The organism is Winogradskyella sp. ECml5-4, assembly GCF_036903175.1.
Classification (GTDB): Bacteria; Bacteroidota; Bacteroidia; order Flavobacteriales; family Flavobacteriaceae; genus Winogradskyella; species Winogradskyella damuponensis.
Map to the genome: position 1 here is coordinate 173,495 of NZ_JAYJLF010000001.1, position 10,830 is coordinate 184,324.

The following is a 10,830-nucleotide window of genomic DNA, read 5'->3' on the forward strand; positions in this document are numbered from 1 at the left end:
TGGTTATTTTTTTTTGGTCACATGTTATTCTCACACTAAACGTATTACAATAAATATTGAAATTCGTTTTGCGCTCGGGTCATGCTGATTGGTTTATATAGGGAATCTGAACATTAACTTGTGTTCCATTGTATGGCTGGGACGAAAATGAAATCTCACCTTCAATATCTTCAACACGAGATCTCATGTTTTTTAACCCAATACCTTTTCTACTTTTAGAAGTATCAAAGCCTTTGCCATCGTCAATAATATCTATGCAAATTAAGTGTTTTTCTAATGAAATACTAATTTTTATCGTTTTTGCATTAGCATGCTTATAGATATTTTGCATAGACTCTTGAATGATTCTGTAAATATTAATTTTGGTTTTATTGGACACCAAATCCCAACTAATATCATCCGTATAACTAAATTGATGTTCTAAGTTATAAGCTTCAGCTTGGTTTTCAATAAGTTCAGTAAGAATATCCATAAACCCAGATCCTGCTACAAAATCAGTATTTAATTCGTGAGATATTTTACGTATATCTTGTTCAACAGTTTGAAGCTGACTAATATATTTAGCCCTAGTCATCATAGCTTCTTTTCCTTCTTTAAAATTAATACTATCCAAACTTAAGCGCACACCAAAGAGTCCTCCCAATACACCATCGTGCAATTCTTTTGATATTCTTATTTTCTCCTTGGCTCTAGCTTCATCCACTTTATCTTGCTGCACTAACATTAAGTTATAAATATCTTCATTTGCTTTTTGCTGTACCTGTATAAGCTTTAACTTTCTATTTTTTGCACGTTGAGAAACGAATAGATAAGTTAAAATTGCTGTTACCAATAAACCAATAGATAAGATAAGTAAGTATAAATTTTCTTTAGAAATTTTTTCGTTTTCTGCAACTAACTGATCAGTTTCATATTCTATTCTTGCGAATTTATTCCTAACGTTACGTTCTATATTTATTAAACTATCGCTTAACTTAATATACTCATATAAATAACGTTTACCTTCTTCGCCTTTTTTAATTTTTGAAAGCAGCATTAATGCTTCTAATGTATAATTGTTAGCATATAACTTTTTGGATATGTTATAAGCTTCCTCAGCATATATATAAGCTGAATCATTTTCCTCGAATTCGAGATAAAATTTAGACAAATCAATATCTACAGCAATCCTGATTAAATCATCATCATACTGTACAGCTAAATCATGTGCTTCATGAAAAGCTTTTGAAAGCTCGGAGTAATTTCTATTGCCATTAAGCAGTTGGGTATGCCCAAGATTACTCATAATTAAAGCATAAAAAGTAGGATCCTCTTCATGATACTTTGATCGCAACGGCAACAAACTACTATACAACTCAATAGCCTTATCGTAATCTCCAATTTTCTTATAAACAAATGCCTTATTATGGATAGAGAAAACTCTATTAAGAAAACCGTCGTTCATTTTGTTAGCTATATCTATAGCCTTATCATGGTATTGGATAGATTTATCAAACTGATTAAGCTCCGAAAATATACCGGCAATTCTATTATGTAAGATCCATAAATCGTCTAAATTATCTTCATTTTCTGGTAAATCATTCAAAAGTTTTATAGCCCGAATGGCATTGGTTTCACTCGAGGTATAATCTTTCTCATTATACTGTAAATCTGCAATACTCATTAAAGAATACGCCTCTTCCTTATAATTTTTTAATGTCGAATAATATTTTAGAGATTTAGAAAAATAGAAAAAAGAACTATCATAGACTTTAACAAACTTATAGTAACTCGCCAGATTCCCTGCAGAGACAGCAAGAGCAGAAGTGTCTTTAAGTTTTTTAGCTAATTTATAATTGAATTGATTTACAGAGATGTATTTGTCATAATCTTCTGCATAAAAATATTTTAAAGATAGATTTCGATTTGCTTTTAATACTAAAGAATCAATTTTTGAAGTTTTAGCAATCTCAACGGATTGAAGACTGATAGCAATGCGTTCCTCTTGCGAATAATTAGACTTCTTAGATTCTTCTATAAGTGAATCTACCTGAATCGCTATCGTATTACGGCCAGAGTTCTGACCATAAATTTTTGTACATAAAAATAATATTAAAAATAAAGCCCTCAACAATTTAATTATAAGTATTTACTCAAAGGTATATTAAATATATGGAAGGCAAAAAGCCCTAATCGTAATTAGGGCTAATTATTAATATATTTTTTTGACGAAGGTTTAACCGTTAGTCTTTAACTTAACTTTATTTTTTGTGTGCGCAATTAAATCATAATTCTCATGCGTGTTATAAGTAGGTTCATCATTATTAGCTACAACAGCTTCAGACTGTACTCCAGATACAGTTAATAATAATACAGCGACTAGGGCAATAGTAATTTTTAGGGTTTTCATATGTATATATAAATTTAGGGTTTACAAAATAGTCAACATTAAACTGCGCAACGCATAACGTTACATTGAGGGAAGGGAATGGATTATTAACTATTTTAGGCGCTACCTAAAATTGTACTATAAATTAAAACGAGGGACGTTTTTCTAGACAAGCAAATGCCTAATAGTAAAATGGATTAAAATTTTCCTTTATAAGCGATTTGAGGGCTTATTGAGGACTACAAAGATACATATCTTTACGAAATTTCCAAACGATATGTCGACGAAAGGTATATATTGTCCGACCAAAAACACATTTCATGTTCATAACCTGTTGATAACTTGAGCTTTATACCTCTAAAAAATATTCGTATTCTCTATTTTTTTATTATAATAAATGAATGCTTAATTCAAAAACTTGACAATACCAGAAGCCAATGACTCATAAAGCAAAAAAAGATCTCAGCATAACACTTACAAAACAATATTAAAAACGTAGTAGAAAAAATATAGGTCCTTTTGGTGTTTTTAGATTTGTTTTTTTAGTTCGTCAGTCAAAATTAAAAAAGCTAAAAATCTCCTAAGCAAGTCTATTAAACAACAAGCAAAATACAGTCTAACAAAGAGAAAAGTCACCCAAAACTAAAGCGCAAGGTGAATCTTTATTGACATAATGAAAATGGCATATGAAAATTAATTTTAAGTAAAATTATTATATATATTTAAGGTTTGTCAAATAAAATCTTACAGAACATTAAACTCCATTTATAAGTGTATAATTAAAACTTTATTCACTATTTAAAATATCCTATCCACTAATGCTGCTCCACTATTTAAAAATTATCTTTTACTGCTTTCCTGCTCTAATCATTGCACAACATATTGATCCCATTACCTTAGAGGATGAAATCTCTAAACTCAACGACCAACAACAGTACGAGACCTCTTTATTAAAATTAGACAAGATTGTTCAAGATCCTAAATCCGATCCATTTGACAAAGCTCATGCTTACATTCAAATGGCCTATACATTTAAGCGTGTCTACAATTATGTAATGACCATTAATAAGCTTGAACAAGCTGAATTAGAAGCCAAAAAATCTACCCATAGAGAAGAGTTAGAATCAAAAATTTTAGCCGAAAAAATGTTTGTTTATTTCGACATGCAAGATCAATCAACAGTAGTAATGCTTCTCGAAAAGTTTGACGACAACACTGTTAAACACCTAACTAGAGAAACTCTTGCCCACTACTATACCGTATTAGGAGCTGTGGCATTCTGGGATGAGGATTACAAAAAAGTAGAAGAGAATTACAACTTAGCCATATCAATTTTAGAAAAAGACAACCCTAAACACTTACCTAATATATATAGAGCAAAGCTAACACTATACTCAACTCTTGGAGATTACAACAAAGCCATGCAAACTTTTGAAAAGGGTCTATATTATGCCGAAAAACATGATGTACCAATCTATAATATTATAATGCACGAAGGCTTAACCCAACATTATAAACGCATTCACGACTATGAAAACGCCTTAAAGACACAGCAATTAGTTTCAGAAAAAAGAGAACAGTACAATTTTACCAACCATAGCGAGAAGCTCTTAGCTTTACAAAACCGACTCAAAGAAGAAAGACTTAAAATTCAGCAAGAAGCTAAAAAAAAACAGCAGATTTACTTAGTTGTTATTTCTGCAATTATAATCACATTAATCATTGTACTCTTAATATTATTACGTGTTTATAAACAAAAGAATAAATTAATATTACGGGAAAATCAATATATACGTAACGAAGTTGAACGTTTATCTGCTAAAATTGATACTAAAACAAACACTAAAAATATTTTAGAATCACATAATTTAACCGAGAGACAGCTCGAAGTCATTAAATTAGTTAAAGAAGGAAAAACGAATAAAGAAATTGGAGTTGAACTTTATATTTCTGAAAATACTGTTAAATATCATCTAAAAGCTATCTACGAACTTTTAGGTGTAAAAAATCGCATCATACTCCGAGAAACCTACGAACTATAATCCAATTTACAGTGGCTTAAAATATTAGACACAAGAAAACCGTCAAAAGCGTTTTTTATTATGATAACAATGTCATAATAAAAAATTACCCTGGAAACCACCGTAGATTCCTCCCTATTTACATCATTATTTTTAAAATATTTAAGGGCAATAAAGAATAGCACCACCAAAATAACGTATCATTTTTGTAATCAATAACTATCAAAAATGATGATTTCAACCTATTTTTTACAGCTTTCATCGATATAATTACATCAAAAAAGCTGAGTTTTTCATAAAATAAAAACACAAAACACGACACACAAAAGAATCCCCAGCACAACCAAACCAAGCCTAAACACCTAAAAATCAACACACAATAACACACTACCCCATGGGTAGTTTTCAAAACTACACGCTTACTACCCGTCATTTTTTCCGTTTTATTGAAAAATCAAATCATATTTGCCTCAACCAAATTAAATCACAATGAACCTATATCTTTTAAAACATGAAAGCACTTCCAGACTTATAAAAAGCTATTTCAGCTTAAAAAGACCCATTAACAACTTAAAGATTTGAAATCTCGGGTCAATTAAAACAATTATTCAAAAACAAGAAATCTATACGCAAACTTTCAAGATCTGATAGCTCTTGACAAGGAATAAGTGGCGTCTTACAGATAAAGACGCCTAGTTTAGCCTAAAGAATAAAGCTAAATCATTAATGCAAAAATTTTAAAAAATACACCAATTCTAACATAATATAAATATGAAAAATACAATTACCTTTTTATGTCTTCTGTTTGCTGCTTTAGCTATTAAAGCTCAAAACAAAACCACTATTGCATTTCTTCCGATGTCTTATGACGAACAATCCATTAGTAGCAATGAAGCCAAAATAATTCAAGAAACAGTTATCAATGGCTTTGTCTCTTCTAAAAGATTCACGGTGGTGGATAGAGAAAAATTAGAAGAAATTGAAAAAGAAAAGAAACTTCAAAGAACAGAAGCTTTTATGGATAGCGAAAATACCGTTGCAGAAGGTCTTGGTAAAGGAGCTAGTTATTTAGTTGACGGAAGCATTATTGCTATTAGTAATTCTGAGATTAAGAAAAATAAATGGACATCCACCATTAATATTCAAATTAGAATGCTAGACGTTTCTACTGGCGAAATCTTGCACACAGAAACTGTGAATTCTGTATTTACACCTTTTAACAAGGACATTAAAAAAGTAATAAAGCCTTACTATTCTAAAGACGAATACAAAAGATTAGAAGAAAAAGAAAAGCTATTATTAGATTCTTCTAGCACAAGCTCAGAAGCTTTTAATCTTGCTTTAATACCATTAAGTGATAATATCATTAAAGCCACAAGAGCTCTTTTTCCGTTACCAGCTAACATCATTGGTTGGAAAAAGAAAGAAAAGCATGAATTTACATTTGGAGCAGGAACTGCCGCAGGAGTGCAAGCTGGTCAGATTATAGATGTGGTAAAAACCTCTACAATCACTATGGGCGATAAGGAAATAGAAAGAAATGAAGTCGTTGGTTCTGCTTGGGTCATTAGAGTAGATGACCAAAACTTTTCTGTAGCCACTTTAATAAACAACCAAAAAGACATTAAAAAGGCCGTTAAAAATGGACAACCCCTAGGAGTCTTAGTGAGATAAATAACAAATCAATAACCATTATAACAAACCAATAACCTTTAAATCTTAACATTATGAAAAACATTTACTTATTATCAATTCTTGTAACCATCCTAGTAACAAGCTGCCGTTCAGGCTTACAATCGTCGGAATTACCAGAATTGTCGGTTAACCCATATTCAACATCTCAACTTATTGAGCATGACACCCAAGGCATTGTAACCTTACTAGGATCTAGTGATGAATTTAGAGTAAAGCAAGACGCCATAGACAACGCACAAAAAAAAGCAATACGACATTTATTATACATAGGCTTTCCAGGAACAGATATGAAAAACCCAATGATTAAAAAAGGAAAACGCGTTGAAACGGAGAACAAAGCATTTTTTGATCAGTTTTACAAATCAGGCTACAAACAATACATCACAAGTAACCAAGTAGAATACTTTGATTGTGAAGATGCAACTAAACAATGTATAACTGCAGCATCTACGTTTAAACTTAACTACAATCTTTTAAGAAGAGACTTAGAACGCAACAAAATTTTAAATAAAATAGGATTTTAATTATGACTAAAACAACATATCTTTTAAGAACAATAGTAATAGTGATCTGCTGTTTTCAAACCTTTTCAACGTTTGCTCAAATTGAAGCAACTAAAAGTGATGAAGTCGCAAGAGCACAAGCCAAATTAATGGTTGTACCTTATACTAAAGAAGGTGAAGACATTAGAAAAATCTTAGACGACAATCCATACATTCGCTCTGCAATGTCCATGGTTAAACAATCCTTTGACCAACGTGGATGGACGACAGTAGATTTTGTTGCAAATCTAAGAGCTGCCGAGTCTAATCGTGCTTTTCAAATAGATAGGCAAGCAGACTTTAAAGCCGATTTAATCGCTGGGTCTGGTACTGATATTTATGTGCAGGTAGACACACAACTTACAACCGATGATTCTGGATCCGCAAGTGTAACCTTAGTACTTCAAGCATTTGAAACCCACACAGGAGCTAGTTTCTCTAATCAATCAGAAAATAGCGGTCGTTTTAACACTAAAGATTATGATAAATTAATCGAAAAAGCCTACGACCGCATTAGAGAAGAGTTTTTAAATATGCTTCTTGAAAAAACAGATGAAATTAGAGAAATAGGACGTGCTATTAAAATTGAGCTCAATTTGCATGAAGATGCTGAAATTGATTTTGATAGTGAAGTAGGCGACGGCGACTTCTTAAATGAAGCTATTGAAGACTGGATTTATACAAACGCCTATAAAGGAAGAGCTAACTTAGCTGGAATCTCAGAGAAATCCATGGCTTTTAATGAGGTAAGAATACCACTTTTTAATCAAGAAACAGGTAGACCGTATAACCCAAATAGATTTGCAAGTGAACTCATTAGATTCCTAAAAGCTAATAACGTTTCAGCCTCTAGAAATATAAAAGGACAGAACTTGTTTATTACAATTAAATAGTATTTATGCATCGCACAACATATACTTTGTTTTTGTTTTTGGCTTTTGCTTTCTCAAGCACTTTAGGATTTGGTCAAGATTACAGTGCCATTAACTTTAGTTATAAAATGCCAGATACAAAAACCAAAAGCAGTGTCACTAAAGCACATTACAGATTGCTGGAACAAAAAATCGAAGGGAGCTACAAGCAGGGAGGCATACTTAACGAAGGGAACCACTTCCTCTCTAGCCAGGCTCCCTTTGATATTGTTCCTTACATCGAAGTGGTAGACATAAGAAATGCTGGAGATATTGAAACAGTCAAAGTCGTTAAAATCGCAATGCATTTATCAATTATAAATGCAGAAAGTCAAACTCCATTTAATCAGTTTAAAACAACGATAATAGTTACCGATAAGGACACAGAAAAAGCAATAACAAAAGCAATCAAGCAAATAAAAACTTCAGGCCAAAAATTCCAAAACTTTTTTACAAAGGCTGAAGCGAATATTTTAGCTTATTACGAAAAAAATTGTGCTAAAATTCTTAAATCAGCTAACACTCATATTCAAAGGAAAGAATACAAAAAGGCTTATGGGTTGCTAAAGTACATTCCAGAAAATATGAGTTGTTTTGCTGATGCAGAACGCTTAATCACCAATATTTATACAGATAACAGAGATTCAAATTGTAAAAAAATACTTGAACATGCACGTATTCAAAAATCATATAAGGATTATTCTTCAACCTTATTTAGTTTAATATACATTGATTCGGAAAGCTCGTGTTATCCTGAAGCGATAAAAATGGCTCAAGAAGTAAAGGAGCTAATAAACAAAGAGGATGCTAAAGCATTTATACCTTCTCACGAGGAAGATAAAGAGAAGTTCTCTAAAATGTCATATATAGAAAAGACTAGAATGTTAGCCTCATTAGCCAACATTTTAAATCTCGATTTCATTCAAAAATAATTTAAGTAAGTCTATTAATTCAACGCAAAGCCGGCTCAATTCATATTTAGAGTCGGCTTTGCTTATTTACAAATTCACTAGTGCTTATCACTCAAATTTGTATTGATTTTAACCTCTCAAACAGCAGCAATCTTAAATACTATTATTGATATAAAACCACAACTGCAACCATAAACCATCTATACGTATAAGTTTAATATTTTTAAAAATTCCAAATTATGAAGTTCAAATTCTTAGCGCTATTAATATGTATTACCTCAATAGGTTTTACGCAGAGCAAACCCCTTGACACACAAAAAAACGCCCACATAAACACTATAATAAGCTTGTTTAAAACCAAAAACACAGACCAATTAGCCAAGCTCATAAATTATCCCTTAGAAAGAACATATCCCATACCAAGCATTAAAAGCGAAGCCGATTTTAAACTGCGCTTCTCTGAAGTTTTTGACGATACACTTGTAGCACTAATTGCAAACTCAACACTAGATCAGTGGGAAGAAATTGGTTGGAGAGGTTTAATGTTAGATGATGGTATAATTTGGATTGATAGCGCTAACGGAAAAATAAAAACTGTAAACCACCAAAGCGAGCTTGAAAAAAAGAAAAGAGCAGCACTAATAGCCGAAGAAAAAGAAAACCTACACAACTCCTTAAAAACATTTGAAAACCCAATCTTTAAACTAAAGACTAAAAACTACCTCATTAGAATAGACCAACTCGCTAATCACACCTACAGATATGCATCCTGGAAAGTTACTGAGAACCAAGCTTCAAAACCCGATTTAATATTGAATGACGGAGACTATGAATTCCAAGGCAATGGTGGTAATTACGCTATTACGTTTATAAACGGAATATACACCTACAACATTTACAGAAATAGTATATCTAAAGACGATGCTCCCGAAGTTACACTTGAGGTTCTAAAAAACGACCAGGTCGTCCTAACAGAGCACGGTAAATTGATAGATTAAAACTAAAGGTACAAGCTCGTCAAAATTTTAAGAAGAGACTTAAATGTTTTAGGTCTCTTCTTGCATCTGTATCAAAAGAGAATTGTATTAGAACGACTTTAAAACCTTCCTAAAACAAAAAAGCATCCCAATCTTCTTATTCAGAAAAAAGGAAAGCCTTTCATTGGAATACCAAATTGCTTTGGTAAACTACTTCCAAGATCTCTCTTGGAACAACACAACGTCTTTTAATCGCTAAAAAAAAGCCTCAATTTCTTGAAGCTTCTTTTTGCAATTTTAGCGGTCTGGACGGGACTCGAACCCGCGACCTTCGCCGTGACAGGGCGACATTCTAACCAGCTGAACTACCAGACCGTTGCTTAATTGCGAGGGCAAATATACATCGCATTTTTAATTTGACAAACAAAAAACTAAAAAAATAAAAAATATTTTAAATAAATTTTTGACGCTCTATCATATAAGTCGTCAATATGTTGTCAAATCCAGCATTAATATTAGCTTCTACATACTTAATTCTGTACTGACCACACCTTAGTTTCAAGTTCGTAAAGTATTCTTTTACAGCTTTTTCATAAGTATGTTTAATATTATCTGCATACAAATTAATATGATCTCCAGTCTCCACATCGATAAATCGTTTGGGCCTGTTATCAAAATCAAAAGACAATTCTTTTTCTTTATCAAAAACATGAAATAAGACTACTTCATGCTTATTATGCTTTAAATGTCGTAATGCTTCAAACAGTTTTTCGTCATCTTCTGACGTTTGAAACATATCTGTAAACACAAAAATTAAGGAACGACGATGAATTTTTTCGGCAATCTGATGCAAATATCTGTATGTTTCTGTTGTTTTAGTCTCAGGTTTAGAAACTACAGCGTCACTTAATTTATGTAATAACATTTGATGATGACGCTCACTCCCCTTTTCTGGAGCATAAAAATCGTAGTTGTCACTGTAAATACTCAAACCAACAGCATCACGCTGCTTTTTTAGAATATGCATTAAAGACGCACTTGCTAAAGCTGAGAATGCAATTTTATTAAGATGGTCTATATGCGTTCCTGCCGTTTCCGGATAATGCATAGAACTACTATTATCTAATATAATATGACAGCGTAAATTGGTTTCCTCATCATAACGTTTAGTATACAAACGGTCTGTTTTCGCATAGAGTTTCCAATCTATATGTTTAGTGCTCTCTCCTGGATTGTAAATTTTATGCTCAGCAAACTCAGCAGAGAATCCATGAAACGGACTTTTATGCATTCCAGCAATAAAGCCTTCAACGACTTGTTTTGCTAGCAATTCAAGATTTTTAAATCCTCCTGCCTTATTGAGTTCTTCTTGTAAATTCATTTAATTAATTTAAAATATCATGCT

General features: G+C 32.0%; 9 protein-coding genes and 1 tRNA gene. 6 read left to right on the top strand and 4 right to left on the bottom strand.

All coding sequences use genetic code 11. The features are described from left to right. Positions 1-79: 79 nt before the first annotated feature. Together VDP25_RS00700 and VDP25_RS00705 are read right to left on the bottom strand one after the other, a co-directional pair. Positions 80-2,110: a tetratricopeptide repeat-containing sensor histidine kinase gene (locus tag VDP25_RS00700; RefSeq protein WP_334465529.1), complete on the bottom strand. Its 2,031-nt coding sequence runs from the start codon at positions 2,108-2,110 to the stop codon at positions 80-82. 105 nt (positions 2,111-2,215) lie between these two features. Then, positions 2,216-2,389: a hypothetical protein gene (locus tag VDP25_RS00705; protein ID WP_334465532.1), complete on the bottom strand. Its 174-nt coding sequence runs from the start codon at positions 2,387-2,389 to the stop codon at positions 2,216-2,218. A 797-nt stretch (positions 2,390-3,186) separates the two neighbouring features. Here VDP25_RS00705 and VDP25_RS00710 point away from each other — a divergent pair. The 6 genes from VDP25_RS00710 to VDP25_RS00735 all read left to right on the top strand — a co-directional run bounded on the left by VDP25_RS00710 (position 3,187) and on the right by VDP25_RS00735 (position 9,446). Continuing rightward, complete coding sequence (locus VDP25_RS00710; RefSeq protein ID WP_334465534.1) at positions 3,187-4,410, top strand: response regulator transcription factor; 1,224 nt, start codon at positions 3,187-3,189, stop codon at positions 4,408-4,410. A gap of 750 nt (positions 4,411-5,160) precedes the next feature. Continuing rightward, the gene (locus VDP25_RS00715; RefSeq protein ID WP_334465537.1) at positions 5,161-6,063 is read left to right on the top strand and encodes a CsgG/HfaB family protein; all 903 of its coding nucleotides are present in this window, start codon (positions 5,161-5,163) and stop codon (positions 6,061-6,063) included. Between the two features lie 53 nt (positions 6,064-6,116). Further along, positions 6,117-6,608: a hypothetical protein gene (locus tag VDP25_RS00720; protein WP_334465540.1), complete on the top strand. Its 492-nt coding sequence runs from the start codon at positions 6,117-6,119 to the stop codon at positions 6,606-6,608. Between the two features lie 2 nt (positions 6,609-6,610). Beyond that, on the top strand, positions 6,611-7,519 hold the full coding sequence (locus VDP25_RS00725) for a DUF6175 family protein (protein ID WP_334465543.1): 909 nt from the start codon (positions 6,611-6,613) through the stop codon (positions 7,517-7,519). Positions 7,520-7,524: 5 nt separating this feature from the next. Then, the gene (locus VDP25_RS00730; protein WP_334465545.1) at positions 7,525-8,469 is read left to right on the top strand and encodes a hypothetical protein; all 945 of its coding nucleotides are present in this window, start codon (positions 7,525-7,527) and stop codon (positions 8,467-8,469) included. Positions 8,470-8,687: 218 nt separating this feature from the next. Beyond that, positions 8,688-9,446 carry a hypothetical protein gene (locus VDP25_RS00735; RefSeq protein ID WP_334465548.1) on the top strand — a complete coding sequence of 253 codons (759 nt, stop codon included), beginning with the start codon at positions 8,688-8,690 and terminating at the stop codon, positions 9,444-9,446. 280 nt (positions 9,447-9,726) lie between these two features. On the opposite strand, the gene VDP25_RS00740 is transcribed toward VDP25_RS00735, so the two are convergent. Beyond that, a tRNA-Asp gene (locus VDP25_RS00740) sits at positions 9,727-9,800 on the bottom strand. A gap of 76 nt (positions 9,801-9,876) precedes the next feature. Continuing rightward, positions 9,877-10,806 carry a DUF58 domain-containing protein gene (locus VDP25_RS00745; protein WP_334465551.1) on the bottom strand — a complete coding sequence of 310 codons (930 nt, stop codon included), beginning with the start codon at positions 10,804-10,806 and terminating at the stop codon, positions 9,877-9,879. Between the last annotated feature and the right edge of the window lie 24 nt (positions 10,807-10,830).